We start from the raw sequence: 26,998 nt of genomic DNA on the forward strand, positions 1-26,998 counted from the left end.
ACGACATGCTCAACACCACCCAGGTCCCCGCCGTCGCAGACTTCCCCGCCGCCACGGCCGCCCCCGTCGCCCTCGCCGGGCCCCTCGCCCGCCTCGCCCCCGCCCGGGTGTTCCCCGCCGCCGGTGCCGCGCCCGTCGCCACCGCCGGGTCCGCAGCCGGGCGGGGTGGGTGGTGTCCCGTCGGGCGACGCGCTGTCCGCGCTCATCGGGCGGCTCCTCCCAGTCGTTGCGCCCGCCGTGCCGCAGCCGCTGGGCCGCAGGGGCGCGGCCCCGGGCGTACCGCCACGGCCGTACCGCCGGGCCGAAAGATCACTGGCGGTCGAGCCTATGGTCAGTGCGGGCGCGGCGCCCGCAGGCTCGCTGAGCCCCGGGGCGGCGCCGGGGACCTCGAACGCGCGGCCTTGGCTCGGCTGCCCGTACGAGCCGCCGACCTGCGATCTTGCGGCCGGGATACGGATTTCACCTCTGGCCCCGAAGCGTGTAATCTCTTCCTCGTTCGACCGGTTCGCCCCTATAGCTCAGTCGGTAGAGCGTCTCCATGGTAAGGAGAAGGTCTGCGGTTCGATTCCGCATGGGGGCTCTGACGGATGGTTCCCGCTTCGGCGGGTTCCGCCCGTCAAAGCGGTGTAGCTCAGTTGGTAGAGCAAGCGGCTCATAATCGCTGTGTCACCGGTTCAAGTCCGGTCACCGCTACCCCGCGTAGTCGGTCGGGAGGTAGAACTCCCGATCGGCTACTCTTGTTGTGTCATCACCCATTGTTCAAGGAAGGCACTCCCGTGGCTGCCACCGATGTCCGCCCGAAGATCACGCTGGCCTGCGTGGAGTGCAAGGAGCGGAACTACATCACCAAGAAGAACCGGCGTAACGACCCGGACCGTCTTGAGATGAAGAAGCACTGCCCCCGCTGCAACTCGCACACCGCGCACCGTGAGACCCGCTGACACTCCAGGGTGTTGGTGGTTCCCTGTGAGCCACCGGTCTTGAACTTCAGGTCGTACCCCTCCGGGGGTGCGGCCTGAAGTCGTATCTGCGACAGAAGAACTGAGGAGTAGTCCATGGCGCTCGATCCCTCCTTCGTCGGGCGGACGTACCCGCCCACCGAGCCGTACGAGGTGGGCCGGGAGAAGATCCGCGAGTTCGCCGCCGCGGTCGGGGACGCCAACCCCGTCTACACCGACCCGCAGGCCGCCAAGGACCTCGGTTACACCGACGTCATCGCACCGCCGACCTGCATGACGCTGCTCAGCTTCAGCGCCATGCGGCAGGTGGTCGAGGACCCGGCGCTCGGGCTGGACTACAGCCGGGTGGTGCACGGGGACCAGAAGTTCAGCTACAGCCGCCCGGTGCAGGCCGGTGACCGGCTACGGACGGTGATGACGATCGACGCCATCAAGTCGCTGGCCGGCAACGACGTGCTGACCCTGCGCGGCGAGGTCACCGACGAGAACGGCGAGCACGTGATGACCTCGGTGATGACCCTGGTCTCGCGCGCGGCCACCGACCAGGCGGGGGAGTAGCACCATGGCTGTCAGCTTCGACGAGGTCGAGGTCGGGACCGAACTGCCCGCCCAGTCCTTCCCGGTGACCCGCGCCATGCTGGTGCAGTACGCTGGCGCCTCGGGGGACTTCAACCCGATCCACTGGAACGAGCGGGTGGCCCAGGAGGTCGGCCTGCCCGGCGTCATCGCGCACGGCATGTTCACCATGGCCGAGGCGATCCGGGTGGTCACCGACTGGACCGGAGACCCGGGTTCGGTGGTCGAGTACGGCGTGCGCTTCACCCGGCCGGTGCCGGTGCCCGACGACGGGCAGGGTGCTGTGATCGAGGTCACGGGCAAGGTCGGCGCCCTGCTGGAGGACCGTCGGGTGCGGGTGGACCTGGTGGTCACCAGCGGCGGCCAGAAGGTGCTCGGGATGTCGCGCGCGGTGGTCCGCCTCGGCTGACCCGTCCGCTGCGCGCCGCGCCGCCCCCGGAGGTGGGTCACTCCGGGGGCGGCGCGGCGTTCCGCGTCCCACAGCGCGGCACCCCGGCTCCCGCCCGCGGGCGCTCCACGGCTCTGGCGAGCGGCATCCTTCTCTGCCTAGAATGGATAGTGACAGGTGCCACTATCGACTCTGGGAAAGGCCTCGCCATGCCCACGCTCCCCTGGATCACCCCGAACCCCGCCGAGCCGGGCACCCGGGCCGTGGTGATGGCCTCGCGCCTGGAGGTCCGCTCCCTGGCGGACGCGCTGCGCTTCCTGGTGAAGTCGCTGGCGGTCTGGCGGCAACTGCGCACCGCGCCCGGCGCGCTCGGCGGCTCGCTGGTCGCCAATCCGCTGCGGCGGACCTTCTACACGCTCTCCGCCTGGGAGAGCCGCGAGGCGCTGCAGGCGTATGCCACGGCCGAGCCGCACCGTTCCGTGATGATCGCGCTGCGGCCGGGCCTGAAGGACTCCACGATGACCCGGTGGGAGGTCCCGGTGGCGGAGTTGCCGATCCGCTGGGACGACGCCAGGCGGCGCCTGGCCGAGCAGCGGCGCACCGGTGCCCGGGCCTGAGCACCCGTCACCTTCGCGCGCGTCACGTCCGAGCGCGTCACCGCCGCACCCGTCACCGCCGCACCCGTTGCCGCCGCGCCCCACCGAAGCCGTTCCCGAGGAGGGAATCGCCATGCCCGCGAACAACCGCACCAGGGTGCCGCTCTGGCTCTCGATCGTCGCCTGCAGCCTGCCGATGTTCATGGTGGCGCTGGACAACCTGGTGGTCTCCACCGCGCTGCGCACCCTGGCCGTCGACCTCAAGGCCGACACCGCCGACCTGCAGTGGTTCGTCAACGCCTACGTCCTGAGCTTCTCCTGCCTGCTGCTGATCGGTGCCGCGCTGGGCGACCGGTTCGGCCGCCGCCGGGTCTTCGCCCTCGGTATCGCGCTCTTCACCGCGGCCTCGCTCTGCTGCGGCCTGGCCACCACCAGCGGCGAGTTGATCGCCGCCCGCGCCGTCCAGGGTTTCGGGGCGGCGGCCGTGATGCCGCTCTCGCTCACCCTGCTGGCCCAGGCCGTGCCGGAGCGGCTGCGCAGCCTCGCGCTGGGCCTGTGGGGCGCGGTCAGCGGACTGGCCGTCGCGCTGGGACCGGTGGTCGGCGGCGCGGTGGTGCAGGGTCTGGCCTGGCAGTGGATCTTCTGGATCAACCTGCCGGTCGGCCTGGTCGCCGTGCCGCTGGTGCTGAAGGCGCTGCGGGAGAGCCGGGGCGAGAAGGTCAGGCTCGACCTGGTCGGCATGCTGCTGGCCGCCGCCGGGCTGCTCGCGGTGGTCTGGGGCATCGTCAACGGCAGCTCGCACGGCTGGACGGCGGGCCGGATCCTGGGTGCCTTCGCCGCCGGGCTCGTCCTGCTGACCGCCTTCGTGCTCTGGGAGCGCCGGGTGGAGCACCCGCTGCTGCCGCTGGGCTTCTACCGGATCAGGGCCTTCACGCTGACCAACGTCGTCTCGGCCTCCATGTACTTCGGCGTCTTCGGATCGATCTTCTTCCTCGCCCAGTACCTGCAGATCGCCCCGCCGCGCAACCCGCTGCAGGCCGGCCTGCTGACCCTGCCCTGGACGCTGATGCCGATGGTGGTGGCGCCGCTCGCCGGGGCGCTCACCGACCGGGTCGGCGGCGGACGGCTGATGGCGCTGGGGCTCTTCCTGCAGGCCGGCGGCCTGGCCTGGATCAACCTGGTGGCCACCGCCGACACCCCCTACCCGCGGATGGTTGGGGCGATGATGCTGGCCGGCACCGGCATGGGCCTGGCGATCGCGCCGACGGCGGCGGTGGTGCTCGGCGCGGTCGGCCCGGAGCACCGCGGCAAGGCGTCGGGGGCCAACACCACGGTCCGCGAGATCGGCGGGGCGCTGGGGATCGCCGTGCTGAGCAGCGTCTTCCTGGCGCACGGCGACGCGTCGAGCGCGGCCGCCTTCACCCGCGGGCTGCACCCGGCGGTCTGGACCGGGGTGGTCGTGGTGCTGCTGGGCGGGGTCTGCGCGCTCTTCATCCCGCGCCCGCCGCGGCCGGCGCCGGTGGTGACCGCCGCGGCCGAAGCGACGGCGGAGGCCGAGGAGACGGCGGGCGCCGCGCGCTGAGGGTCGCCGGACCCGCCGCCCCGGGGTCGACCGACTCCGGGGGCGGCGGGCTGCCCGTGCGAGACGCCGAACCGCAGTGGACCTAAGGGGTCGCGGCGTCCGCGTCGAAGATCTGGCGCGAGGTGTCCAGCTGTGCGAGGCGCCGCAGCGCGCCGATCAGGGCGTCCCCGAGGACGGTGCCCAGCACCACGCCCTCGATCCGGCTGTCCAGTCCCTCGCGACGGCCGATCAGGCCGACCTCGGCGGCGGCGAGCTGCCGGGCCGCGGCCGCGTAGTCGTCCAGGAGGTCGAGCAGGTCGTCCTGCCCGAGGTCGCGAATGGTCACCACCAGCTGCTCCAGGGCCTGCCGGGCGGGGTAGACCGGGGGGACCTCCCAGCCCAGGCGTCCGATCAGCTCGGTCACCAGCTGCTCGGCCTGCTGCCACGCCTCGTCGGTGCCCGGGGCCACCTGCGGGGTGACGGCGATCTGGGCGGTGCCGAGCACCTTGTGCAGGCTGAGGCCGGGCTCGTCGATGGTGGCCAGCACGTCCCGGGCGGCGGCCACCGAGAGCTTGCCGACCTCGGTCATCGCCCGCACCAGCTTCAGCCGGTGCAGGTGGCTCTCGCCGTACTGGGCCTGGTTGTGGCTGGTCAGCTCGCCGCTGGGGAGCAGTCCCTCGCGCAGGTAGAACTTGATGGTGGGGACCGGTACACCGGTCCGCCTGCTCAGCTCGCCGATCCGCATCGCGTCCCGTTCCGTCCCGTCTCTCGCCCGTCCGAGGAATATGGATAGCATACATCTCCATATTCTCTCCAGTCCTACGCCCGCCGCGTGCCCGCCGCGCGCCGGCCCGGGTCGGGGCACCCGCCCGCGCCCTATACCGTGGAGGGCGTGCACGTGACCGAGAACGCCCCCCTGGCCCCGCTGACCACGCTGCGGCTCGGCGGCCCCGCCCGCCGGCTGCTGACCGCGCAGAGCGACGACGAGGTCGTCGCCGCCGTCCGGGCCGCCGACGCGGCCGGCGAGCCGCTGCTGGTGATCGGCGGTGGGAGCAACCTGGTGATCGGCGACGCGGGCTTCGACGGCACCGTGCTGCGGATCGCCACCACCGGCTTCACCCTGGAGGGCACCGCGCTGGAGCTGGCGGCCGGCGAGGTCTGGTCCGAGGCGGTGGCCCGCACGGTGGACGCCGGGCTCGCGGGCATCGAGTTCCTGGCCGGCATCCCCGGCTCGGCCGGGGCCACCCCGGTGCAGAACGTCGGCGCGTACGGCCAGGAGGTCGCCCAGCGCGTCACCGAGGTGGTCGCCTACGACCGCACCGCCGGTGAGCTGGTCACCCTGGCGAACGCCGACTGCGCCTTCTCCTACCGCCACAGCCGCTTCAAGGCCGAGCCGGACCGCTACGTGGTGCTGCGGGTGCGCTTCGCCCTGGAGGAGGCGGCCGGTCTCTCCAGCCCGGTCCAGTACGCCGAGGTGGCCCGGACGCTCGGGGTGGCGGCCGGTGAGCGGGTCGACCTGCGGACGGCCTTCGAGACGGTGCTGCGGCTGCGCGCGGGCAAGGGCATGGTGCTGGACCCGGCCGACCACGACACCTGGTCCGCCGGCTCCTTCTTCACCAACCCCGTGCTGAGCCCCGAGCAGTTCGCCGCCTTCCTGGCCCAGGTCGACGAGCGCCGGCTGGAGGCGCCCGCCTGGCCGGCCCCGGACGGCCACACCAAGACGTCCGCGGCCTGGCTGATCGACCGGGCCGGCTTCACCAAGGGCTACGGCAGCGGGCCGGCCACGCTCTCCACCAAGCACACCCTGGCGCTGACCAACCGCGGCCGGGCCAGCACCGAGGACCTGCTGGCGCTGGCCCGCGAGGTCCGCGACGGGGTGCGGGCCGCGTTCGGCGTGGAGCTGGTCAACGAGCCGGTGATGGTGGGCGTCCGGCTCTGAGGCGGGTCGGCCGCGCGCCGGTCAGCCGGACGTGCGCCGGACGTCAGCCGGACGTGCGCCGGACGTCAGCCGCCGAAGAGCCGGCGCACGAGGCGGCGCGGGCCGCCCATCGCGCACCAGATCCCGAGGATCACCAGGATCAGCACGACCCCGATGATCAGGAACACCCCGCCCGCACCGGTGGTCGAGCCGCCGGAGTGCGAGCTGTGGGAGGTCGTGTGGTGCGTGGTGTGATGCTTGCTCATGGGGCGTCAGCCTCGCACGCCCGTCACCGGCCCGGTCAGCCAGGTGTCGATATCCGCCAGCAGCTCCTTCCTGACCCCCTCGGGAGCCCGTGAGCCGCGCACCGACTGCCGTGCCAACTCGGCGAGTTCGGCGTCCGAGAAGCCGTGCACCTCGCGGGCCGAGCGGTACTGCGCGACGAGCCGGGAGCCGAAGAGAAGCGGGTCGTCCGCGCCCAGCGCCAGCGGCACCCCGGCCTCGAAGAGCCGGCGCAGCGGGACCGCCTCGGCCTTCTCGTAGACCCCCAGCGAGACGTTGGAGGCCGGGCAGACCTCGCAGGTGATCTGCCGGTCGGCCAGCCGCTGGAGCAGTCGCGGGTCCTCGGCGGCCCGCACCCCGTGGCCGATCCGGCCGGCGCCCAGGTCGTCCAGGCAGTCGCGCACCGACTCCGGGCCGGCCAGCTCCCCGCCGTGCGGGGCGGCCAGCAGATCACCCTTACGAGCGATCAGGAAGGCGCGGTCGAAGTCCCGGGCCAGCCCCCGCCGTTCGTCGTTGGAGAGCCCGAAGCCCACCACTCCCTGGTCGGCGTAGCGCACCGCGAGCCGGGCCAGCGTGCGCGCGTCCATCGGCGACTTCATCCGGTTGGCGGCCACCAGCACCCGGATGCCCACCCCGGTGGCGGCCGAGGCCTGCCGCACCGCGTCCAGGATCAGCTCCAGGGCGGGGATCAGGCCGCCGAGCCGCGGTGCGTAGGAGGTCGGGTCGACCTGGATCTCCAGCCAGCGCGAGCCCTCCGCCACCTCGTCCTCGGCGGTCTCGCGGACCAGCCGGCGGATGTCCTGCTCGTCGCGGAGCACCGAGCGGGCGGTGTCGTAGAGCCGCTGGAAGCGGAACCAGCCGCGCTCGTCGGTGGCCCGCAGCTGCGGCGGGGTGCCGGAGCTCAGCGCCTCCGGCAGTCGGACCCGGTGCTTCTCGGCCAGTTCGAGCAGGGTGGTCGGGCGCATCGAGCCGGTGAAATGCAGGTGCAGGTGGGCTTTTGGCAGAAGACGGAGGTCACGGCGCGTCGGCTGGTGTTCCATTCACGAATCCTGCCGTATCCACCCCCGGAACGGGAACCGCCCCCTTCAAGTCCCTCGCAGGGATGAAGGGGGCGGTGGGTCGCGTTGACGACCGGCGGTGCGGTGTCAGGCGCGGGCCTCGGCCAGCAGCTTCTGCATCCGCGCGACGCCCTCGGCCAGGTCGGCGTCGCCCAGCGCGTAGGAGAGCCGCAGGTAGCCGGGGGTGCCGAAGGCCTCGCCGGGCACCACGGCGACCTCGACCTCGTCCAGGATCAGCGCGGCCAGCTCGGCGGAGGTCTGCGGGCGCTTGCCGCGGATCTCCTTGCCCAGCAGGTCCTTGACCGAGGGGTAGACGTAGAACGCGCCCTGCGGTTCGGGGCAGAGCACGCCGTCGATCTCGTTCAGCATCCGCACGATGGTCTGCCGGCGCCGGTCGAAGGCGGTCTTCATCTCCTCGACCGCCGCCAGGTCACCGCTGACCGCGGCCAGCGCGGCGCGCTGCGCCACGTTGCTCACGTTCGAGGTGGCGTGCGACTGCAGGTTGGCCGCCGCGGCCACCACGTCCTTGGGGCCGATCAGCCACCCCACCCGCCAGCCGGTCATCGCGTAGGTCTTGGCCACGCCGTTGACCACGATGCACTTGTCGGCCAGCTCGGGCAGCAGGGCGGGCAGCGAGGTGAAGGTCGCGTCGCCGTAGACCAGGTGCTCGTAGATCTCGTCGGTCAGCACCCACAGGCCGTGCTCCAGGGCCCAGCGGCCGATCGCCTCGGCCTCGTCGCGGGTGTAGACGGCGCCGGTGGGGTTGGAGGGCGAGACGAAGAGCACCACCTTCGTCTGCTCGGTGCGGGCCGCCTCCAGCTGCTCCACCGAGACCTTGTAGCCGGTCGTCTCGTCGGCGACCACCTCGACCGCGACACCGCCCGCGAGCTGGATCGACTCGGGGTAGGTGGTCCAGTAGGGGGCCGGCACGATGACCTCGTCGCCCGGGTCCAGGATGGCGGCGAAGGCCTCGTAGATCGCCTGCTTGCCACCGTTGGTGACCAGCACCTGCGAGGCGTCCACCTGGTAGCCGGAGTCGCGCAGGGTCTTCGCCGCGATCGCCGCCTTGAGCTCGGGCAGGCCGCCGGCCGGGGTGTAGCGGTGGTTCTTCGGGTCCTGGCAGGCCTCGACGGCGGCGGCCACGATGTAGTCCGGCGTCGGGAAGTCCGGCTCGCCGGCGCCGAAGCCGATCACCGGGCGGCCGGCCGCCTTGAGGGCCTTGGCCTTGGCGTCGACGGCGAGGGTGGCGGACTCGGCGATGGCACCGATCCGGGCGGAGACCCGGCGGTCGGCGGCACGCTGGGGGCGGTTGCTGGCGGGGGTGGAAGCGCTCATGCCTGCATCGTCGCAGAACCCGCGGGGGCGCAGCAGCGCGGTTTCACGATCCGTACGCGAGGCGTCCACCAGGTGAGGAGGTTCGACCAAACGCCGCCGAACCCGTACACTCACTGATCGATGGCCCCGGCCACCACCGCATCACCCGGAAAACGTTCACCACGCGGACGGTCCGATGCGGTAGGTTGGGAACATCTCAGGCGCCAAAAGCGCCTAAGGGTACTAGCTCAATTGGTAGAGCACCGGTCTCCAAAACCGGCGGTTGGGGGTTCAAGTCCCTCGTGCCCTGCTGCTTGATCCGAGTCCAGCCCGTTCGCTCGAGCAGAGCGAGCGGGCTTGATGCGGAGAGGGCTCCACCAGCACGGCCCAGCTTTTCCCATCAGCACTGCGCCGGATCGCCCGTGCTCCCCATGGCACTCGGTGACCTTCGGCAGGACCCGGATTCAGGTGAGGACGAGTGACGGAGACCACGGGCTCCACCGCAACGCCTGAGAGCGGCAACCCCGAGGGTGCCGAGGACGCGACGTCGATCGATGGCGCCGCCGAGGGCAATGCGAGCGAGAGCGACAAGAACCTCTCGCGCCGCGAGCGCAAGCGGGCCAACAGGGCCGGCGGCGGTGACGGTCAGAAGTCGGGCAAGCGCGCCAAGCGCGGTGTCTTCGCCCGTGCCGCTCTGTACTACCGCCAGATCATCGCGGAACTGCGCAAGGTCGTCTGGCCCACCCGCAGCGAGCTGATGAACTACACCAGCGTCGTGGTGGTCTTCGTCGCGGTGATGATCGGACTGGTGGCGACCCTCGACTGGGGCTTCGCCAAGGCCAGCTTCTGGATCTTCGGCTGACCCTGCGCCGGATCGTCCACCCACAGCCTTCCCTCCGACCCGGGTCGGCCGCCTGTCGAACACCGACGGGGGCCGGTCCGGGTCGAGCTGTCTGCGCGGACGGGACGAGCCCGCTACCGTTGACTCGGTACTGTTGATACTTCGAGCCGTACCGTCCCGCGCCCACCACACCGGCGCGGGACCGGAGCGGCTCCAAGCCGTACCATCTCCACACCTCCAGGAAAGAAGCAGCCACCGTGTCTGAGTCCCCCCTGTACGACGCCGACGAGACCGTCCGCGAGGCGGATGCGGATGTCGCCGCCGAGCTGGATGCGGCTGAGGCTGCCGACGACGTCGAGGCCGACTTCCCCGCGGACGCCGAGGCTGCGGACTCCCCCGAGGACGACGAGCAGATCGCCGACGCGGTGGACAGCGACGAGGACGAGGTCGAGGCGGCGGACGAGTCCGCGGCCGGGGTGCCCGCCGAGCAGGCCGCCGTGCACGAGGTCGGCGACGAGGAGTCGGCCGCCGCGGAGGCCTTCGAGGCCGGCGAGGGCGACGCCGAGGACGAGTCCGGTGCCGAGCTGCTCGACGAGGTCGAGGAGGTCGAGGAGGACGTCGACCCGGTCGCCAAGTTCCGCGAGGAGCTGCGCCACGTCCCGGGCGAGTGGTACGTCATCCACACCTACGCCGGGTACGAGAACCGCGTGAAGCAGAACCTCGAGCAGCGCGCCGTGTCGCTCAACGTCGAGGAGTACATCTTCCAGGCCGAGGTGCCGCAGGAGGAGGTCGTCCAGATCAAGAACGGCGACCGCAAGACGATCCGTCAGAACAAGCTGCCCGGCTACGTGCTGGTGCGCATGGACCTGACCCCGGAGTCCTGGGGCGTGGTGCGCAACACCCCCGGTGTCACCGGCTTCGTCGGCAACGCCTACGACCCGTACCCGCTGACCCTGGACGAGGTCGTCAAGATGCTCGCCCCCGACGTCGAGCGCGCCGCGGCCAAGGAGGCCGGCAAGCCCTCGCCGGTCAAGCCCAGCGAGATCCAGGTGCTCGACTTCGAGGTCGGCGACTCGGTCACCGTCACCGACGGTCCGTTCGCGACCCTGCAGGCGACCATCAACGAGATCAACCCGGACTCGAAGAAGGTCAAGGGCCTGGTCGAGATCTTCGGCCGGGAGACCCCGGTCGAGCTCTCCTTCGACCAGATCCAGAAGAACTAGCCCGGCCGGTAGCACCGACCGCTCGCACCTGACGGGGGCGGGGCCCGCGGCCCCGCCCCCGAACCCGTTTTGGCCCAGCGGCGCGCACGCGTTAGCCTGGTCAGCTGTGTGTACCTGTACCCGGGTGTCGCCCCGGAGTCGTACACGCGTCCATCGAAGGAAGGACCCGGAGAGACATGCCTCCCAAGAAGAAGAAGGTCACGGGGCTTATCAAGCTCCAGATCAACGCCGGTGCGGCCAACCCGGCCCCGCCGGTCGGCCCCGCGCTGGGTCAGCACGGCGTCAACATCATGGAATTCTGCAAGGCCTACAACGCCGCGACCGAGTCGCAGCGCGGCATGGTCGTGCCGGTGGAGATCACGGTCTACGAGGACCGTTCCTTCACCTTCATCACCAAGACCCCGCCGGCCGCGCGCCTCATCCTGAAGGCCGCGGGCGTCGAGAAGGGCTCCGGCGAGCCGCACAAGACCAAGGTCGCGAAGCTCACTTCCGCCCAGGTCCGCGAGATCGCCACGACCAAGCTCCCCGACCTGAACGCCAACGACCTGGACGCCGCCGCGAAGATCATCGCGGGCACCGCCCGGTCCATGGGCATCACCGTCGAGGGCTGAGACCCTTCTTCCGTCCAGTGGTAGGGCCAGCGCGGCCCGTACACCACGACTCCACACCTCAGGAGCAGCAGTGAAGCGCAGCAAGGCCCTCAAGGCCGCGGACCTCAAGGTCGACCGCGACCGCCTGTACGGCCCGCTCGAGGCCATCCGCCTCGCCCGGGAGACCTCCACCACCAAGTTCGACGCGACCGTCGAGGTCGCCATGCGCCTGGGTGTCGACCCGCGCAAGGCCGACCAGATGGTCCGCAGCACCGTCAACCTGCCGCACGGTACCGGTAAGACCGCCCGGGTCCTGGTCTTCGCGACCGGTGACCGTGCCGCGGCTGCGGAGGCTGCGGGCGCCGACATCGTCGGCTCCGACGAGCTCATCGACGAGGTCGCCAAGGGTCGCCTGGACTTCGACGCCGTCGTCGCCACCCCGGACCTCATGGGCAAGGTCGGCCGCCTCGGCCGCGTGCTCGGCCCGCGTGGTCTGATGCCGAACCCGAAGACCGGCACCGTCACCCCGGACGTGGCGAAGGCTGTCACGGACATCAAGGGCGGCAAGATCGAGTTCCGCGTGGACAAGCACTCGAACCTGCACTTCATCATCGGCAAGACCTCCTTCACCGATGAGCAGCTGGTCGAGAACTACGCCGCCGCGCTCGACGAGGTCCTGCGGGCCAAGCCGTCCGCCGCCAAGGGCCGCTACATCAAGAAGACCGCGGTCTCCACCACCATGGGCCCCGGCATCCTGGTGGACCCGAACCGCACCCGCAACCTCCTCGTCGAGGAGGACCCGGCGTCGCTCTGACACCGGGACGAGCGCGGCGTCGCATGACGCCGGGCGCTCACGTCTGAACACATCGACAGGGCCCGTACCCCCTCCAAGGGGGTGCGGGCCCTGTTTCAGCTCGGTTCGCCTCCGGGCGCTCTTGATCCGGTGTCGACGCTCCTCGCTTTCGACACCGGCGCGCCCTTCGGCTCACTCGCACCCCTTGCCGGCTCGGTTCGCCTCCGGGCGCTCCCGACCCGGTGCCGATGCCCGGTGTCCGCCGGGAACCGAAATCCCCGGGTGCGGTGTCCCTCTCCTCGACTAGAGTCCACTGGTCATCAGATCGGACATGCCTGATATCGGGGGGAACCACCGTGCGGATCATGCGGTTCACATCGGCGATCGCGGTCAGCGGCCTGCTGGTCACGGCCCTGGCGGGCTGTGGCAGCAGTGCCAAGTCGACGGCGAGCGCCGTCCCGGGCGCGGGAGCGCCCGCGCCGGTCGCCAGTGGTGGGGGAACGGGTGCCGCGGGCGGGCTCGGGGTCAAGGCGGAGCTGCTCGCGACCGCCGCCGTGATGCAGAAGCTCGGCAGCGCGAAGGTGACCGTCAGCTCGGCCGAGGCCGGCGGCGACAACGGCACCGGTGTCTACGCCTGGGGCGACAAGCCCGCGCTGGACCTGACCTCGTCCAACTCCGGCAAGCCGATGCGGATCCGGGTGGTGGACGGCGTGGCCTACCTCGGCGTGGGCGACGCCCAGGCCGCCGAGCTCGGCGGCAAGCACTGGGCGAAGCTCGACAGCAGCGGCCCGGCCGCCGGCCCGGGCAGCTCGCTGCAGGCGCTCTCCCTGCTGCTGGACCCGGCGCTGCAGCTCGCGGCCGCCGCGCAGAGCGGCAAGCTCAGCGCGGTCGGCGCGCAGAGCCTCAACGGCACGGCCACCCAGCACTACCGCAGCGTCATGCCGGCCGACAGCCTGGTCGCCGGCATCCCGAACCTCAAGGACGACCAGCGCGCCGCGCTGCTCGACGCCCTGAAGCAGGACGGCTCGACCGTCACCTCGGACTTCTGGGTGGACGCCAAGCACCAGCTGGTCCAGCAGCAGGAGGCCGGCTCGGACGGCGCGTCGGCCGGGGCCTCGGCCAGTGCCTCGCCCGACGGCAGCGGCACGACCATCACCACGTACTCCGACCTCGGTACCAAGGTGAGCGTCTCGGCGCCCGCCGCGAGCGACCAGGCATCGGCGGCCGACGCGCTGAAGCTGCTCGCCCTCATCGGCTGACCACCTCCGGGGTCGGTCCCTGCCGGGCAGGCCCGCCACGAACCGACCCGGGGGCGCATGGCACCCTGAGGTGGACGGAACGGACCGGGAGGCTGGCGTGGCGGGTCGGTGGAGGGCAGTGGTGGCCGCCGTGCTCATGGCGGCCGGGCTCACCGCCTGCGGGGGCGGCGCGGGTGCGCCGGCCCAGCTCTCGCCCTCCCGGCCCGCCACCTCCCCGTCCCCCTCGGAGGCCGGGTCGAGCGACCGCTCCCCGCGCGGGGTGATGCTGTCGGCCGCCCAGGGGCTGCAGAGCTCCCGGCGGGCCAAGCTCAGCTTCTGGTCGAACACCCCCGACGGTCGCAACCAGAGCGCGGCCGGGGTGCTCTACTGGGCCCCGCGCACGATCATGCAGCTCGGCTGGACCATGCCGGGAGCCACCGACCAGCTGATCGTCATGGACACCGTCAGCTACCAGGGCGGCGACGCGGCCACCGCGGCCCGGCTCGGCGGCCGGCACTGGGAGAAGTCCGGTGAGGTGATCGGTCCGGACGGCCGCAAGGAGACGCCCTTCGCCAGCCTGGTCGACCAGCTCAACCCGGTGCTCGCGGTGACCGCCGCGGCCGGCGCCGGTGACCTGCGGCTGCTGGGCGAGGAGAAGCTCAGCGAGGGCAGCGCCGAGCACTACCGGGCGACCCTGTCGGTGGCCGACTACGCCGCGGCCCAGCAGGACCTGCTCACCGCCGAGCGCCGCGAGCAGCTGGCCACCGCGCTCGGCCAGGGCGGGGTGGGCACGGTGACCCTCGACCTGTGGCTCAACGACAAGGACCAGCTGGTCCAGCTGCAGCGCAGTGGCCGCGGCAGCCAGGGCAGCCTGGACCAGACGATCCAGTACAGCGACTTCGGCGGGCCGCTCGCGGTGCAGGCGCCGGCCGAGAACGACACCCAGGGCCCCGCGCGCTGACGCCGGCGCCGGTGATTTGGCATTCACCCGCCCGGCCCGTACGCTGGTCGAAGCCAAAGACCGCTGGTTGTCGCCATGCCTCCGCAAGGAGACGGGTGACCGAAGGATCTGCGCTTCGTCGCAGGCAGCCCGCGCAGGAGTGTTTGGAGCTTGGACTTCCGGTCCGCGCGGCTTGCCGCCGGCCCGTCGAGGTCTTTCAGAGCCCCGTGCGCCTGCGCACCGGGGCTCTCACTGTTTTCACAGGAGCTTCCTTCGCCGGTGGTCCGAGGCACCGTAGGTCGACTGTTCCAAGGTCGGCCGACCTCGACATCACGGAAGGAGGCGTAAGCCTATGGCAAGGCCCGACAAGGCTGCTGCCGTCGCAGAGATCGCGGACAAGTTCCGCAGCTCCAACGCGGCCGTGCTGACCGAGTACCGCGGTCTCACGGTGAAGCAGGTCAAGACTCTGCGTCGCTCGCTGGGCGAGAACGCCCAGTACGCCGTGGTGAAGAACACGCTGACCAAGATTGCGGCCAATGAGGCCGGGATCACGGAGCTCGACGACCAGTTCACCGGTCCGACGGCTGTCGCCTTCGTCACCGGTGACCCGGTGGAGTCGGCGAAGGCTCTGCGTGACTTCGCCAAGGAGAACCCCGCTCTCATCATCAAGGGCGGTGTCCTCGATGGTAAGGCGCTGTCTGCCGATGACATCAAGAAGCTCGCGGACCTCGAGTCCCGCGAGGTGCTGCTCGCCAAGCTGGCCGGCGGTCTGAAGGCGTCCATGGCGAAGGCCGCGGCTACCTTCCAGGCTCCGCTGGTGGAGTTCGCCCGTACCGCCGAGGCGCTCCGAGCGAAGGTCGAGCAGGGCGGTGCCGGTACGCCGGCTCCCGCCGAGGCCGAGGACACCACCGAGGCTGCCGAGTAGTAACCCCATGCCCCTCGGGGCGTGGCAGGCCCAGTGCCTACTGCTCAGCGGCCGGGCATCCCGGTCGCAGCGGGCCCGTGCCCGCCATCCCGTACATCCGGCACCACCTGCCGATTTAGTGGAAGGACGCCATCATGGCGAAGCTGTCCCAGGACGAGCTGCTCGAGCAGTTCGCGGAGCTCACCCTCATCGAGCTCTCCGAGTTCGTGAAGGCGTTCGAGGAGAAGTTCGACGTCAAGGCTGCCGCCCCGGTCGCCGTCGCCGGCATCGCGGGCCCGGGCGCCCCGGTTGAGGCCGAGGAGGAGCAGGACGAGTTCGACGTCGTGCTCGAGTCCGCCGGTGACAAGAAGATCCAGGTCATCAAGGAGGTGCGCGCCCTGACCTCCCTCGGCCTGAAGGAGGCCAAGGACCTCGTCGACGGCACCCCCGCCGTTGTCCTGGAGAAGGTTGCCAAGGACGCCGCCGAGAAGGCCAAGGCCTCCCTCGAGGGCGCTGGCGCCAAGGTCACCGTCAAGTGACCCGAAGCTCCTAGCGAGCTCTTCCGGGCCGGGCCGGGCACCCCTCGCGGGGTGGCCGGCCCGGCCTGTTTGCTGCCCGGGCACGGCCGCGGGCCAGGCTGGCCGAATGTGCTCTCGGCACTGTCGGTGGGGCCGGGTAGGGTGATCACCGTTCGCGGCTCGCAGCGCGGACCGGCCGACCTCAGGCCCCTCACCACGGGGTTCTGTAACGCGCCGGCCCTCTCGAGCGATGAACAGCGCGAGGCCCGGGCTTCGGTCGGGCCTTGACGAACGGCACGCGGCGCGCGATTCTCAAGGCGCGCGCCGACACCGCGAGAGCGGTCGTCCGTTAGTTGGAGTGGCCCCGGATGCATAACCGGGGGCCACGCAGGGAAATGACTCCACGTGAGTCGCGGTGCCGGCCTCCAGGTGAGGTGGGGCACCGCTGCAGTGCGTAGGCGGTCCGCAGGACCATTGGCTGGGCAGGGACCACCCTGCGGCCGGGCCCCCGAGAGGGGGCTGGGCCGTCCGGGTGGCTACCGGAGGGAGCGTCCGATTCGGTCTCCGAATCAGGGCTGGACAGCAGTGTGCCTTTTGGCTACACTGTCCCTTTGCGCTGCCTGTTAGCTGCTCCGTGACTCGTCGCCCGGAGTTTGCGCTGCCCTGAAGGGGCCTGGCACCGCCTCCGCGAAGCGGCTCTGACCTGGGATTTCCTCCCGGCTGAGACCCACGGCGCCGGGGGTGGCACCAAGCCCGTCGAGGTAAGCCGGTACGCGCGTAGTGAGCTCCGAGCCCTCGGAAGGACCCCCCTCTTGGCCGCGCCGCGCAACGCCTCGAACAACGCCAATTCCACCGCCCCGCTCCGCGTCTCCTTCGCGAAGATCAAGGAGCCCCTCGAGGTCCCGAACCTCCTGGCCCTGCAGACCGAGAGCTTTGACTGGCTGCTCGGCAACGCGGCCTGGAAGTCCCGGGTCGAGGCGGCCCTGGAGAGTGGTCAGGACGTCCCCACGAAGTCCGGTCTGGAGGAGATCTTCGAAGAGATCTCCCCGATCGAGGACTTCAGCGGGTCGATGTCGCTGACCTTCCGCGACCACCGTTTCGAGCCGCCTAAGAACTCCATTGACGAGTGCAAGGACCGCGACTTCACCTTCGCGGCCCCGCTCTTCGTCACCGCCGAGTTCACCAACAACGAGACCGGTGAGATCAAGTCTCAGACGGTCTTCATGGGCGACTTCCCGCTCATGACCCACAAGGGCACGTTCGTGATCAACGGCACCGAGCGTGTCGTCGTCTCGCAGCTGGTCCGCTCCCCGGGCGTGTACTTCGACTCCACCCTGGACAAGGTGTCCGACAAGGACATCTTCTCCTGCAAGGTCATCCCCTCGCGTGGTGCCTGGCTGGAGATGGAGATCGACAAGCGCGACATGGTCGGTGTCCGCATCGACCGCAAGCGCAAGCAGTCGGTCACCGTGCTGCTCAAGGCCCTCGGCTGGACCAACGAGATGATTCTCGAGGAGTTCGGCGAGTACGAGTCGATGCGCGCCACCCTGGAGAAGGACCACACCCAGGGCCAGGACGACGCGCTGCTGGACATCTACCGCAAGCTGCGCCCCGGCGAGCCGCCGACCCGCGAGGCCGCGCAGACGCTGTTGGAGAACCTCTACTTCAACCCGAAGCGCTACGACCTCGCCAAGGTCGGCCGTTACAAGGTCAACCGCAAGCTGGGCAACGCCGAGTCGCTGGACTCCGGCGTGCTCACCGAGCCCGACATCATCGGTGCGATCAAGTACCTGGTGAAGCTGCACGCGGGCGAGACCGAGTGGCGTGACACCGAGGGCCGCGACATCGTGGTCGAGGTCGACGACATCGACCACTTCGGCAACCGCCGCCTGCGCAACGTCGGCGAGCTGATCCAGAACCAGGTCCGTACGGGTCTCGCCCGTATGGAGCGCGTCGTGCGCGAGCGCATGACCACCCAGGACGTCGAGGCGATCACGCCGCAGACCCTGATCAACATCCGGCCGGTCGTCGCCTCCATCAAGGAGTTCTTCGGCACCAGCCAGCTGTCGCAGTTCATGGACCAGACGAACCCGCTGTCGGGCCTGACCCACAAGCGCCGTCTGTCCGCGCTGGGCCCCGGTGGTCTGTCCCGCGAGCGGGCCGGCTTCGAGGTCCGTGACGTGCACCCCTCGCACTACGGGCGCATGTGTCCCATCGAGACCCCCGAAGGCCCGAACATCGGTCTGATCGGGTCGCTGGCCTCGTACGGCCGGGTGAACGCCTTCGGCTTCATCGAGACCCCGTACCGCAAGGTCGTCGAGGGCATCGTCACCGAGCAGGTGGACTACCTGACCGCTGACGAGGAGGACCGCTACGTCATCGCGCAGGCCAACGCGCCGCTGACCGAGGACCTGCACTTCGCCGAGCCGCGCGTCCTGGTCCGTCGCCGTGGCGGGGAGATCGACTACATCCCCGGCACCGAGATCGACTACATGGACGTCTCGCCGCGCCAGATGGTGTCCGTCGCGACCGCGATGATCCCCTTCCTCGAGCACGACGACGCCAACCGCGCGCTCATGGGCTCGAACATGATGCGCCAGGCCGTCCCGCTGCTGCGCAGCGAGGCGCCCGTGGTCGGCACCGGCATGGAGTACCGCTGCGCCGTCGACGCCGCGGACGTCATCACCGCCGAGAAGGCCGGTGTGGTGCAGGAGGTCTCGGCCGACTACGTCACCGTGGCCAACGACGACGGCACGTACAACACGTACCGCGCCGCCAAGTTCACCCGCTCCAACCAGGGCACCGCCTTCAACCAGAAGGTGCTCGTGGACGAGGGCGTGCGGGTCGAGGTCGGCCAGGTGCTGGCCGACGGCCCGTGCACCGACGAGGGCGAGATGGCGCTGGGCAAGAACCTGCTCGTCGCCTTCATGTCCTGGGAGGGTCACAACTACGAGGACGCGATCATCCTGTCGCAGCGCCTCGTGCAGGACGACGTCCTCTCCTCGATCCACATCGAGGAGCACGAGGTCGACGCCCGTGACACCAAGCTGGGCCCCGAGGAGATCACCCGGGACATCCCGAACGTCTCCGAGGAGGTCCTCGCCGACCTCGACGAGCGCGGCATCATCCGCATCGGCGCGGACGTCGTCACCGGCGACATCCTGGTCGGCAAGGTCACGCCCAAGGGTGAGACCGAGCTGACCCCCGAGGAGCGCCTGCTGCGCGCGATCTTCGGCGAGAAGGCCCGTGAGGTCCGCGACACCTCGCTGAAGGTGCCGCACGGTGAGTCCGGCAAGGTCATCGGCGTGCGCGTGTTCGACCGCGAGGAGGGCGACGAGCTCCCCCCGGGTGTCAACCAGCTGGTCCGCGTCTACGTGGCCCAGAAGCGCAAGATCACCAACGGTGACAAGCTCGCCGGCCGGCACGGCAACAAGGGTGTCATCTCCAAGATCCTCCCCGTCGAGGACATGCCGTTCCTCGAGGACGGCACCCCGGTCGACATCATCCTCAACCCGCTGGGTGTCCCGTCCCGAATGAACCCGGGACAGGTCCTGGAGATCCACCTCGGGTGGCTCGCCAAGCAGGGCTGGGACGTCTCCGGCCTCAGCGAGGAGTGGGCCCGCCGCCTGCAGGTGATCGGCGCCGACAAGGTCGAGGGCGGCACCAACCTGGCCACCCCGGTGTTCGACGGCGCCCGCGAGGACGAGATCACCGGCCTGCTGGACCACACCACCCTCACCCGTGACGGTGAGCGCCTGGTGAACTCCACCGGCAAGGCCCGGCTGTACGACGGCCGCTCCGGCGAGCCGTTCCCGATGCCGGTCTCGGTCGGCTACATGTACATCCTCAAGCTGCACCACCTGGTCGACGACAAGCTGCACGCGCGTTCGACCGGTCCGTACTCGATGATCACCCAGCAGCCGCTCGGTGGTAAGGCGCAGTTCGGTGGTCAGCGATTCGGCGAGATGGAGGTGTGGGCCCTCGAGGCGTACGGCGCGGCCTACGCGCTGCAGGAGCTGCTCACCATCAAGTCCGACGACGTCCTGGGCCGCGTGAAGGTCTACGAGGCGATCGTCAAGGGCGAGAACATCCCCGAGCCGGGCATTCCCGAGTCCTTCAAGGTGCTCATCAAGGAAATGCAGTCGCTCTGCCTCAACGTGGAGGTGCTGTCCTCGGACGGCTCCAACATCGAGCTGCGGGACTCCGACGAGGATGTCTTCCGTGCCGCCGAGGAGCTCGGTATTGACCTGTCCCGGCGCGAGCCGAGCAGCGTCGAAGAGGTCTGACGGAGGCCGGGCCGGCCGCTGATCCCAGTGGCCGGCCCGCCCCCAGGCCCCCCTCAGACCAGATGAACGACTTTCGACTTACGAAAGAGGGCTTGACGACCAGTGCTTGACGTCAACTTCTTCGACGAGCTCCGCATCGGCCTCGCGACCGCCGACGACATCCGCCAGTGGTCGCACGGCGAGGTCAAGAAGCCGGAGACCATCAACTACCGCACCCTGAAGCCGGAAAAGGACGGGCTCTTCTGCGAGAAGATCTTCGGCCCCACCCGGGACTGGGAGTGCTACTGCGGCAAGTACAAGCGTGTCCGCTTCAAGGGCATCATCTGCGAGCGCTGCGGCGTCGAGGTCACTCGCGCCAAGGTGCGTCGTGAGCGGATGGGCCACATCGAGCTGGCCGCGCCGGTCACCCACATCTGGTACTTCAAGGGTGTGCCGTCCCGTCTCGGGTACCTGCTGGACCTGGCTCCGAAGGACCTCGAGAAGGTCATCTACTTCGCCGCCTACATGATCACCTGGGTGGACGACGAGCGTCGCCAGCGCGACCTGCCGTCCCTGGAGGCGCACGTCTCGGTCGAGCGCCAGCAGATCGAGAACCGCCGTGACGCGGACCTCGAGGCGCGCGCCAAGAAGGCCGAGACCGACCTGGCCGAGCTGGAGGCCGAGGGCGCCAAGGCCGACGTGCGCCGCAAGGTGCGCGAGGGTGCGGAGCGCGAGATGAAGCAGCTGCGCGACCGCGCGCAGCGCGAGATCGACCGCCTCGACGAGGTCTGGGCCCGCTTCAAGAACCTCAAGGTCCAGGACCTCGAGGGCGACGAGCTGCTCTACCGCGAGCTGCGCGACCGCTTCGGCACCTACTTCTCCGGCTCGATGGGCGCGGCGGCCCTCAAGGACCGCCTCGAGACCTTCGACCTGGCCGAGGAGTCCGAGCGGCTGCGCGAGATCATCCGCACCGGCAAGGGCCAGAAGAAGACCCGTGCGCTCAAGCGCCTCAAGGTCGTCTCGGCGTTCCTGCAGACCACCAACAAGCCCAACGGCATGGTGCTGGACTGCGTCCCGGTCATCCCGCCGGACCTGCGTCCGATGGTGCAGCTGGACGGTGGCCGCTTCGCGACCTCCGACCTGAACGACCTGTACCGCCGCGTGATCAACCGCAACAACCGCCTGAAGCGGCTTCTCGACCTCGGCGCGCCCGAGATCATCGTGAACAACGAGAAGCGCATGCTCCAGGAGGCCGTGGACGCGCTCTTCGACAACGGCCGTCGTGGCCGTCCGGTCACCGGCCCGGGCAACCGGCCGCTGAAGTCCCTCAGCGACATGCTGAAGGGCAAGCAGGGTCGTTTCCGTCAGAACCTGCTCGGCAAGCGCGTCGACTACTCGGCCCGTTCCGTCATCGTCGTCGGCCCGCAGCTCAAGCTGCACCAGTGCGGTCTGCCCAAGGCCATGGCGCTGGAGCTCTTCAAGCCGTTCGTGATGAAGCGCCTGGTGGACCTGAACCACGCGCAGAACATCAAGTCGGCCAAGCGCATGGTCGAGCGCGCGCGCCCGGTGGTGTGGGACGTCCTCGAAGAGGTCATCGCCGAGCACCCGGTGCTGCTCAACCGTGCACCCACCCTGCACCGCCTGGGCATCCAGGCCTTCGAGCCGCAGCTGGTCGAGGGCAAGGCCATCCAGATCCACCCGCTCGTCTGCACCGCGTTCAACGCGGACTTCGACGGTGACCAGATGGCCGTCCACCTGCCGCTCTCCGCGGAGGCGCAGGCCGAGGCCCGCATCCTGATGCTGTCCTCGAACAACATCCTGAAGCCGGCCGACGGTCGCCCCGTCACCATGCCGACCCAGGACATGGTGCTCGGTCTCTTCTTCCTGACCTCGGACCGGGACGAGGTGAAGGGCGGTGGCCGTTCCTTCTCCTCCACCGCCGAGGCGATCATGGCCTTCGACGCCCGCGAGCTGGACGTCCAGGCCCCGATCGAGCTGCGTCTGCCGATCGGGACCGTGCCGCCGCGCGGCTGGACCCCGCCGGTGGACGAGGACGGCCAGAGCAGCTGGTTCGAGGGCGAGTCCTTCCGCCTGACCACCACCCTGGGCCGCGCGCTCTTCAACGAGCTGCTGCCCGAGGACTACCCGTTCGTCGACTACGAGGTGGGCAAGAAGCAGCTCTCCGCGATCGTCAACGACCTGGCGGAGCGCTACCCCAAGGTCATCGTCGCGGCGACCCTGGACAACCTGAAGGCGGCCGGCTTCCACTGGTCGACCCGTTCGGGTGTCACCGTCTCGATCTCGGACGTCGTCGTGCCGCCGAGCAAGCCGCAGATTCTCGAGGGCTACGAGGCGCAGGCCGAGAAGGTCCAGAAGAACTACGAGCGCGGTCTGATGACCAACGACGAGCGCAAGCAGGAAATGGTCAACATCTGGACCAAGGCGACCAACGAGGTCGCCGAGGCCATGAACGCGAACTTCCCGAAGACGAACCCCATCTTCATGATGGTCGACTCGGGTGCTCGCGGAAACATGATGCAGATGCGCCAGATCGCCGGTATGCGTGGTCTGGTGTCGAACGCCAAGAACGAGACGATCCCGCGTCCCATCAAGGCGTCCTTCCGTGAGGGCCTGTCGGTGCTGGAGTACTTCATCTCCACCCACGGTGCCCGTAAGGGTCTGGCCGACACCGCGCTGCGTACCGCCGACTCGGGTTACCTGACCCGTCGTCTGGTGGACGTCTCGCAGGACGTGATCATCCGCGAGGAGGACTGCGGCACCGAGCGCGGCCTCAAGCTGGCGATCGGCACGGTCGAGAACGGCGTCCTGCGCAAGACGGACGACGTCGAGACCAGCGTCTACGCCCGCATGCTGGCCGAGGACATCACGGTGGACGGCAAGCTGCTGGCCACCGCGAACACCGACCTCGGTGACGTGCTGATCGACGAGCTGATCCGCCACGGCATCAGCGAGGTCAAGACCCGCTCGATCCTGACCTGCGAGTCCGCGGTCGGCACCTGTGCCTTCTGCTACGGCCGCTCGCTGGCCACCGGCAAGCTGGTCGACATCGGTGAGGCGGTCGGCATCATCGCCGCCCAGTCCATCGGTGAGCCCGGTACCCAGCTGACGATGCGTACCTTCCACACCGGTGGTGTGGCCGGTGACGACATCACGCAGGGTCTGCCCCGTGTCGTCGAGCTCTTCGAGGCCCGTACCCCCAAGGGTGTGGCCCCGATCTCGGAGGCCCAGGGCCGGGTGCGGATCGAGGACACCGAGAAGACCCGCAAGCTGGTCGTCACCCCCGACGACGGCACCGACGAGATCGCCTACCCGGTCTCCAAGCGTGTCAAGCTGCTGGTCGGCGAGGGCCAGGCGGTCGAGGTCGGCCAGAAGCTGACCATGGGTGCCACCAACCCGCACGACGTGCTGCGGATCATGGGTCAGCGCGCGGTCCAGATCCACCTGGTCGCCGAGGTCCAGAAGGTCTACAACTCGCAGGGCGTGTCGATCCACGACAAGCACATCGAGATCATCATCCGGCAGATGCTCCGCCGCGTGACGATCATCGAGTCGGGCGACGCCGAGCTGCTCCCGGGCGAGCTCGTCGAGCGCGGCCGCTTCGAGACCGAGAACCGTCGCGTGGTCTCCGAGGGCGGTCACCCCGCCTCCGGCCGTCCGCAGCTGATGGGTATCACCAAGGCCTCGCTGGCCACCGAGTCCTGGCTGTCGGCCGCCTCCTTCCAGGAGACGACCCGGGTGCTCACCGACGCGGCGATCCACGCCAAGTCGGACCCGCTGCTGGGCCTCAAGGAGAACGTCATCCTGGGCAAGCTCATCCCGGCCGGTACGGGTCTGCCCCGCTACCGCAACATCCGGGTGGAGCCGACCGAGGAGGCCAAGGCCGCGATGTACTCGGCCGTCGGCTACGACGACTACGACCTGTCGCCGTTCGGCGCCGGCTCCGGCCAGGCGGTTCCGCTGGACGACTACGACTACGGCCCCTACACGGGCTGAGTCACCAGGTAGCACGCCGCAGGGCGGTCGCCCCCGTGAGGGGGTGGCCGCCCTGCGGCGTTGTGGGGCCCGACAGGGCCCGGCCCGGGCCCGCCCCGGGCCGGGCTCCGGCAGAGGCCCGCCGCGGGCCCGCTACGCGGCGTCCAGCAGTGCCTCGAAGCGGGCCAGCGGCGAGCCGGTGAAGGGGCGCAGGGCGGTGAGCAGGGCGCCGGCGCAGGGGACCCGCAGGCCGCCCAGGAAGGCGAAGTGGGTGGTGCCGTCCGCCAGCGCCCGCGCGGCCATGCCGCCGAGCACGAAGCGGCTCTGCATCAGGCACCAGCCGGGCCGCAGGTCGATCGCGAAGGTGGCGCGCAGCCGGGTGTGGCCGCGGATCTCGGCGGTCGGCCGGCCCTGCGCGTCGGGCGGCCCGCCCAGGCGCACGGTGCGCACGTCCGGGATCCACAGCGGCATCGTCCGCTCCAGGTCCTGGGCCAGCGCCCAGACCCGTTCGAAGGGCTGGTCGAGGACGGTCTCGGTGATCCGGTTGCCACGGCCGGCCGCGGCGACGACCCGCAGCCGGCGCACCGGGTCGAAGTCGGCGACCGGCCAGCCGGCCGCCCGGGGCTCTTCGGTCATTGCTGCCACGCCTTTCGGAAGCTGAGTCGGGCCCGGGAGAGCCGGGACTTGACGGTCCCGGGGGCCACCGCGAGCAGTTCGGCGCAGTGCCGCTCGTCCAGGCCCTCCAGGTCGCGCAGCAGCAGCACGGCGCGGTGCTCGGGGGAGAGCCGGGCGAGCACGTCGCGGATGTCCGCGCCGAGTTCGGGGTCGCCCGGGGCCGGCAGCTCGGTCAGCTCGGCCGGCCGCAGCCGCGCCGCGCGGGCGGCGTGCCGTACCGCCTCGCGCACCGCGATCGCCCGCACCCAGCCGAAGAGCGCGGCCGGCTCCTGGAGTTGGCGCAGGTGGCGGAAGACCGCGATGAGTGCCTCCTGGGTCGCGTCCGCACCGTCCTCCAGCGCGATCGGGCCGCAGAGCCGGCGCACGTACGGGGTGACGAGGTCGAGCAGGCGGGCGAGCGCGAGGGCGTCACCGCCCTGGGCGGCCGGCACCAGCTCGGCGAGGTCGGGCGGCGGCTGCGGTTCGGGCGATGGCGGTTCGGGCGGCGGCTGCTGCTGCACGGCGGTCTCCGTCGGTCGCGGACGTCGGGCCCAGGGAGGAGGGCGCGCGGCGGCGAGAGGTTCCCGCCCCCTCGCGCCGGGGCCCAGTGTTCCCCGTCACAGGAACGGCTCGCCGGGCACCGTGCCGGGGGGCTGATCAACTGTCAGTGCCGGGCCTTAGGTTGGTGTCATCCCCGAGCGCCCCAGGAGGGCCCGATGTCGACCCAGGCCGCCGAGCAGGTCAGCTACCTCGAACTCTCCGAGGAACAGGGCAGCGCGCACAAGTTCTACGAGGTCCGCCAGGCCGGCACCGAGCTGACCATCACCTACGGCCGGATCGGCGAGAGCGGCCAGAGCCGCACCACCAGCTACCCCACCGCCGAGAAGGCGGGCGCCGCGGCGACCAAGAAGCTCGGGGAGAAGATCCGCAAGGGCTACGCCCCGGCCCAGCGCGGGGTGCGCCAGCGCCGCGCGGTGACCCGGCGCGAGATCGCCAGCACCCGCTCGACGGCCCGTCAGGCCCCGGTGCTGTGGCGGTTCCGCTCGGGCGCACCGGCCTTCGGCATCTTCGTCTCCGAGGAGCACGCCTGGGTCGGCAACCAGGCCGGCGACGTCTACATGCTCGGCCACGACGGCGAGGTCACCGCGCGCTTCGGCCTGCCGGACGGCGTGAAGTGCATCGTCGCCGACGACTACTGGATCTACGCCGGCTGCGACGACGGCCGGGTCTACGATCTGGGCGGCAAGGTCCCGCGGGTGGCGTACGAGATCGCCTCGGACGTCGACATCTACTGGCTGGACATCCACGACGGCGTGCTCGGCGTCTCCGACGCGCAGGGCGGCATCACCACCGTCGACCACGAGGACGAGTTCCAGTGGCGGCGCTCCGCCTCGGGCAGCGGCGGCTGGATGGTGCGCTGCGACGCGGACGGCGTCTACCAGGGGCACTCGGCCGGCGTGACGCGCTACGCGGCGCGCGGCGGCGAGCAGCTCTGGCAGACCCGGACCGAGGGCTCGGTGCTCTTCGGCTGGCAGGAGCGCACGGAGGTCTTCGCGGGCACCAGCCGGGGCTGGGTCTACCGGCTGGCCAAGTCCGACGGTGCGGAGCTGACCCGCTTCCGCTGCGACGCCGCGGTCTACTCCTGCGCCGCCTCGCCCGACGGGAAGTACGTCTTCGCCGGCGACAGCGCCTCCTCGGTGTACTGCTTCGCCGCCGACGGCACCCGGCTGTGGAAGCTCGGCACCGGCTGCGGCTCGGCCTTCAGCATGCAGTATCGCGACGAGCGGCTCTACCTGGTCACCACCGACGGCTCGTTGGCCTGCCTGGACGCCAGTGAGGGCGCCGTGCGTGAGGCGCAGGACGGCCGGCTGCCGCAGACCGCCGACATCAAGGCCGGCGCGGTGCAGCGGGTGGCGGCCGGCAGCGAGGTCGAGTGGGTGGGCGCGGAGGGGGCCGTCGGCGCAGGGATCGAGGTGGAGTGCGTGCAGGAGGGCGCCCGGACCAGGATCCGGGTGGTCTCCTCGGGCTACGACCCCAGCTGGCGGGTGCAGTTCCCCAAGGACATCCGGGTCCCCGGCGCGCGCTACCTGGTCGCCGAGGTGCACGCCTCGGGGGCCGGCTTCTACCGCGCCCGCGGCGAGATCCGCCGCCTGCGCTGAGCCGGCCTGCGCTCAGCCGCCCGCCCGCCCGCCCAGCGGCCGACCGTGCAGTCGAAGGGCACCTTCCCCGTCCCGGGAAGGTCGTCGGCCAGTTGCACGGCGGTCGCCCGCCTCGGCTGGTAGGCCGACGCACCGCGTCCCGGCACCGGAAAGGAGTGCTCCGATGAAAACGCCCGGACGAAGGTCGGCAGTCCTGGTGGTGACGGGCGCCAGGGTCCTCGCCGGCGG

At 70.6% G+C, this 26,998-nt stretch carries 24 protein-coding genes and 3 tRNA genes; 20 read left to right on the plus strand and 7 right to left on the minus strand.

Features of this window, described 5'->3' with window-relative positions:
- Positions 1-206 (minus strand): hypothetical protein (locus ABD323_RS26295; RefSeq protein WP_344444442.1); only part of this gene is annotated, 206 nt, incomplete at its 3' end.
- Between the two features lie 301 nt (positions 207-507).
- Here ABD323_RS26295 and ABD323_RS26300 point away from each other — a divergent pair.
- The 7 genes from ABD323_RS26300 (at position 508) to ABD323_RS26330 (ending at position 4,101) form a co-directional block, all read left to right on the plus strand.
- Positions 508-580: transfer RNA gene (locus tag ABD323_RS26300), tRNA-Thr, on the plus strand.
- Between the two features lie 40 nt (positions 581-620).
- A tRNA-Met gene (locus tag ABD323_RS26305) sits at positions 621-693 on the plus strand.
- An 83-nt stretch (positions 694-776) separates the two neighbouring features.
- Positions 777-941 carry a 50S ribosomal protein L33 gene (rpmG, locus tag ABD323_RS26310; RefSeq protein ID WP_006604855.1) on the plus strand — a complete coding sequence of 55 codons (165 nt, stop codon included), beginning with the start codon at positions 777-779 and terminating at the stop codon, positions 939-941.
- Positions 942-1,055: 114 nt separating this feature from the next.
- A complete protein-coding gene (locus ABD323_RS26315) occupies positions 1,056-1,517 on the plus strand; it encodes an FAS1-like dehydratase domain-containing protein (protein ID WP_344444443.1) in 462 nt (153 codons plus the stop codon).
- A 4-nt stretch (positions 1,518-1,521) separates the two neighbouring features.
- Complete coding sequence (locus tag ABD323_RS26320; protein ID WP_344444444.1) at positions 1,522-1,944, plus strand: MaoC family dehydratase; 423 nt, start codon at positions 1,522-1,524, stop codon at positions 1,942-1,944.
- A gap of 188 nt (positions 1,945-2,132) precedes the next feature.
- Positions 2,133-2,540, plus strand: a complete 408-nt coding sequence (locus ABD323_RS26325) for a DUF3291 domain-containing protein (protein WP_344444445.1) — start codon at positions 2,133-2,135, stop codon at positions 2,538-2,540.
- Positions 2,541-2,652: 112 nt separating this feature from the next.
- Entirely contained in the window at positions 2,653-4,101 is a 1,449-nt protein-coding gene (locus tag ABD323_RS26330) for an MFS transporter (protein WP_344444446.1), read from the plus strand.
- Between the two features lie 82 nt (positions 4,102-4,183).
- Here ABD323_RS26330 and ABD323_RS26335 read toward each other — a convergent pair whose 3' ends face one another.
- Positions 4,184-4,825 (minus strand): MerR family transcriptional regulator, encoded by a 642-nt coding sequence (locus ABD323_RS26335; RefSeq protein ID WP_344444447.1) that lies wholly within the window; start codon positions 4,823-4,825, stop codon positions 4,184-4,186.
- Between the two features lie 138 nt (positions 4,826-4,963).
- Here ABD323_RS26335 and ABD323_RS26340 point away from each other — a divergent pair, with 138 nt between their 5' ends.
- Positions 4,964-6,019, plus strand: coding sequence for a UDP-N-acetylmuramate dehydrogenase (locus ABD323_RS26340; protein ID WP_425556160.1), 1,056 nt, complete (start codon positions 4,964-4,966; stop codon positions 6,017-6,019).
- A gap of 65 nt (positions 6,020-6,084) precedes the next feature.
- Here ABD323_RS26340 and ABD323_RS26345 read toward each other — a convergent pair whose 3' ends face one another.
- The 3 genes from ABD323_RS26345 to ABD323_RS26355 all read right to left on the minus strand — a co-directional run bounded on the left by ABD323_RS26345 (position 6,085) and on the right by ABD323_RS26355 (position 8,673).
- The gene (locus ABD323_RS26345) at positions 6,085-6,264 is read right to left on the minus strand and encodes a hypothetical protein (RefSeq protein ID WP_344444449.1); all 180 of its coding nucleotides are present in this window, start codon (positions 6,262-6,264) and stop codon (positions 6,085-6,087) included.
- Positions 6,265-6,270: 6 nt separating this feature from the next.
- Complete coding sequence (locus ABD323_RS26350) at positions 6,271-7,320, minus strand: adenosine deaminase (RefSeq protein ID WP_344444450.1); 1,050 nt, start codon at positions 7,318-7,320, stop codon at positions 6,271-6,273.
- Positions 7,321-7,425: 105 nt separating this feature from the next.
- Positions 7,426-8,673, minus strand: a complete 1,248-nt coding sequence (locus ABD323_RS26355; RefSeq protein WP_344444451.1) for a pyridoxal phosphate-dependent aminotransferase — start codon at positions 8,671-8,673, stop codon at positions 7,426-7,428.
- Between the two features lie 216 nt (positions 8,674-8,889).
- Here ABD323_RS26355 and ABD323_RS26360 point away from each other — a divergent pair.
- From ABD323_RS26360 to ABD323_RS26410, 11 genes are all read left to right on the plus strand, one after another.
- Positions 8,890-8,962: transfer RNA gene (locus ABD323_RS26360), tRNA-Trp, on the plus strand.
- A gap of 240 nt (positions 8,963-9,202) precedes the next feature.
- The gene (gene secE, locus ABD323_RS26365; RefSeq protein WP_344444464.1) at positions 9,203-9,514 is read left to right on the plus strand and encodes a preprotein translocase subunit SecE; all 312 of its coding nucleotides are present in this window, start codon (positions 9,203-9,205) and stop codon (positions 9,512-9,514) included.
- Positions 9,515-9,750: 236 nt separating this feature from the next.
- Positions 9,751-10,716, plus strand: a complete 966-nt coding sequence (nusG, locus tag ABD323_RS26370; protein ID WP_344444452.1) for a transcription termination/antitermination protein NusG — start codon at positions 9,751-9,753, stop codon at positions 10,714-10,716.
- Positions 10,717-10,892: 176 nt separating this feature from the next.
- On the plus strand, positions 10,893-11,327 hold the full coding sequence (gene rplK, locus ABD323_RS26375) for a 50S ribosomal protein L11 (RefSeq protein WP_344444453.1): 435 nt from the start codon (positions 10,893-10,895) through the stop codon (positions 11,325-11,327).
- Between the two features lie 70 nt (positions 11,328-11,397).
- Entirely contained in the window at positions 11,398-12,120 is a 723-nt protein-coding gene (gene rplA / locus ABD323_RS26380; protein ID WP_344444454.1) for a 50S ribosomal protein L1, read from the plus strand.
- A gap of 344 nt (positions 12,121-12,464) precedes the next feature.
- Positions 12,465-13,358 carry an SCO4651 family lipoprotein gene (locus ABD323_RS26385; protein WP_344444455.1) on the plus strand — a complete coding sequence of 298 codons (894 nt, stop codon included), beginning with the start codon at positions 12,465-12,467 and terminating at the stop codon, positions 13,356-13,358.
- Between the two features lie 121 nt (positions 13,359-13,479).
- On the plus strand, positions 13,480-14,298 hold the full coding sequence (locus ABD323_RS26390; protein WP_344444456.1) for an SCO4651 family lipoprotein: 819 nt from the start codon (positions 13,480-13,482) through the stop codon (positions 14,296-14,298).
- A gap of 331 nt (positions 14,299-14,629) precedes the next feature.
- Positions 14,630-15,202, plus strand: coding sequence for a 50S ribosomal protein L10 (gene rplJ / locus ABD323_RS26395; protein ID WP_344444457.1), 573 nt, complete (start codon positions 14,630-14,632; stop codon positions 15,200-15,202).
- A 134-nt stretch (positions 15,203-15,336) separates the two neighbouring features.
- Positions 15,337-15,720: a 50S ribosomal protein L7/L12 gene (rplL, locus tag ABD323_RS26400; RefSeq protein ID WP_344444458.1), complete on the plus strand. Its 384-nt coding sequence runs from the start codon at positions 15,337-15,339 to the stop codon at positions 15,718-15,720.
- Positions 15,721-16,511: 791 nt separating this feature from the next.
- The gene (gene rpoB / locus ABD323_RS26405; protein WP_344444459.1) at positions 16,512-19,985 is read left to right on the plus strand and encodes a DNA-directed RNA polymerase subunit beta; all 3,474 of its coding nucleotides are present in this window, start codon (positions 16,512-16,514) and stop codon (positions 19,983-19,985) included.
- A gap of 102 nt (positions 19,986-20,087) precedes the next feature.
- A complete protein-coding gene (locus ABD323_RS26410) occupies positions 20,088-23,978 on the plus strand; it encodes a DNA-directed RNA polymerase subunit beta' (protein WP_344444460.1) in 3,891 nt (1,296 codons plus the stop codon).
- 132 nt (positions 23,979-24,110) lie between these two features.
- On the opposite strand, the gene ABD323_RS26415 is transcribed toward ABD323_RS26410, so the two are convergent.
- Both ABD323_RS26415 and ABD323_RS26420 read right to left on the minus strand, forming a co-directional pair.
- Positions 24,111-24,593 carry an SRPBCC family protein gene (locus ABD323_RS26415; protein ID WP_344444461.1) on the minus strand — a complete coding sequence of 161 codons (483 nt, stop codon included), beginning with the start codon at positions 24,591-24,593 and terminating at the stop codon, positions 24,111-24,113.
- Positions 24,590-25,132 carry an RNA polymerase sigma factor gene (locus ABD323_RS26420; RefSeq protein ID WP_344444462.1) on the minus strand — a complete coding sequence of 181 codons (543 nt, stop codon included), beginning with the start codon at positions 25,130-25,132 and terminating at the stop codon, positions 24,590-24,592. Before ABD323_RS26420 ends, ABD323_RS26415 begins: the two co-directional genes overlap by 4 nt.
- Before the next feature lie 195 nt (positions 25,133-25,327).
- Between ABD323_RS26420 and ABD323_RS26425 the strand changes: the two genes are divergently transcribed.
- Entirely contained in the window at positions 25,328-26,770 is a 1,443-nt protein-coding gene (locus ABD323_RS26425) for a WGR domain-containing protein (protein WP_344444463.1), read from the plus strand.
- Positions 26,771-26,998: the final 228 nt, after the last annotated feature.

Origin of the sequence: Kitasatospora nipponensis (assembly GCF_039528135.1) — a bacterium.
GTDB lineage: Bacteria > Actinomycetota > Actinomycetes > Streptomycetales > Streptomycetaceae > Kitasatospora > Kitasatospora nipponensis.

Coding starts and splice junctions, on each gene's coding strand:
- ABD323_RS26345 (WP_344444449.1), bottom strand. CDS start 6,264: ATGAGCAAGCATCACACCACGCACCACACGACCTCCCACAGCTCGCAC.
- ABD323_RS26355 (WP_344444451.1), bottom strand. CDS start 8,673: ATGAGCGCTTCCACCCCCGCCAGCAACCGCCCCCAGCGTGCCGCCGAC.
- ABD323_RS26315 (WP_344444443.1), top strand. CDS start 1,056: ATGGCGCTCGATCCCTCCTTCGTCGGGCGGACGTACCCGCCCACCGAG.
- ABD323_RS26320 (WP_344444444.1), top strand. CDS start 1,522: ATGGCTGTCAGCTTCGACGAGGTCGAGGTCGGGACCGAACTGCCCGCC.
- rplK (WP_344444453.1), top strand. CDS start 10,893: ATGCCTCCCAAGAAGAAGAAGGTCACGGGGCTTATCAAGCTCCAGATC.
- ABD323_RS26425 (WP_344444463.1), top strand. CDS start 25,328: ATGTCGACCCAGGCCGCCGAGCAGGTCAGCTACCTCGAACTCTCCGAG.
- ABD323_RS26325 (WP_344444445.1), top strand. CDS start 2,133: ATGCCCACGCTCCCCTGGATCACCCCGAACCCCGCCGAGCCGGGCACC.
- ABD323_RS26350 (WP_344444450.1), bottom strand. CDS start 7,320: ATGGAACACCAGCCGACGCGCCGTGACCTCCGTCTTCTGCCAAAAGCC.
- rplL (WP_344444458.1), top strand. CDS start 15,337: ATGGCGAAGCTGTCCCAGGACGAGCTGCTCGAGCAGTTCGCGGAGCTC.
- rplJ (WP_344444457.1), top strand. CDS start 14,630: ATGGCAAGGCCCGACAAGGCTGCTGCCGTCGCAGAGATCGCGGACAAG.
- ABD323_RS26335 (WP_344444447.1), bottom strand. CDS start 4,825: ATGCGGATCGGCGAGCTGAGCAGGCGGACCGGTGTACCGGTCCCCACC.
- ABD323_RS26385 (WP_344444455.1), top strand. CDS start 12,465: ATGCGGTTCACATCGGCGATCGCGGTCAGCGGCCTGCTGGTCACGGCC.
- ABD323_RS26330 (WP_344444446.1), top strand. CDS start 2,653: ATGCCCGCGAACAACCGCACCAGGGTGCCGCTCTGGCTCTCGATCGTC.
- ABD323_RS26415 (WP_344444461.1), bottom strand. CDS start 24,593: ATGACCGAAGAGCCCCGGGCGGCCGGCTGGCCGGTCGCCGACTTCGAC.